This window comes from Nocardia sp. TBRC8007 (genome assembly GCF_056629435.1).
In genome coordinates, this window is sequence record NZ_JBWSOR010000169.1 from 1 (window position 1) to 421 (window position 421).

Below are 421 nucleotides of genomic sequence, written 5' to 3' on the forward strand. Positions count from 1 at the left end.
CAGCTTCGTGTCGGTGCACATCACCGCCACCGCCTCCGGTGCCCGCCGCACCCACACCTCGATCAACTCCACCACAGTGGTGTCGGTATCCACCGCCACGGTGGTGGCGTTGTAGTCCCGCAACAGCCGGTCTCGTTCGGTATCGGTGAGCACCTCCACCGCCCCCACCGCCAGCTGCGGGGTGGTCGCCACCTGTCGTAGTACCCGCACATACCGGGCCACGAGCGCCTCGACCGTCGCCCGGTCGAACAGGTCGGTCGCGAATTCCACGGAGCCGGCGAATCCACCGTTTGCCGGCGGGTTGTTTCTGTCCTCGACGCGTTCTTCCCAGATATGAATCATCAGATCCAGACGAGAGACCTCGGAACGGACATCGATCGGAGCGGCCTGGATGTCGGGCAGTTCGAGGGTGGGGACGGTA

At 65.1% G+C, this 421-nt stretch carries 1 protein-coding gene; it reads right to left on the minus strand.

Features of this window, described 5'->3' with window-relative positions; translation table 11 throughout:
* Positions 1 to 421 (minus strand): hypothetical protein (locus tag ACX4ZE_RS23135; protein ID WP_480275578.1); only part of this gene is annotated, 421 nt, incomplete at both ends.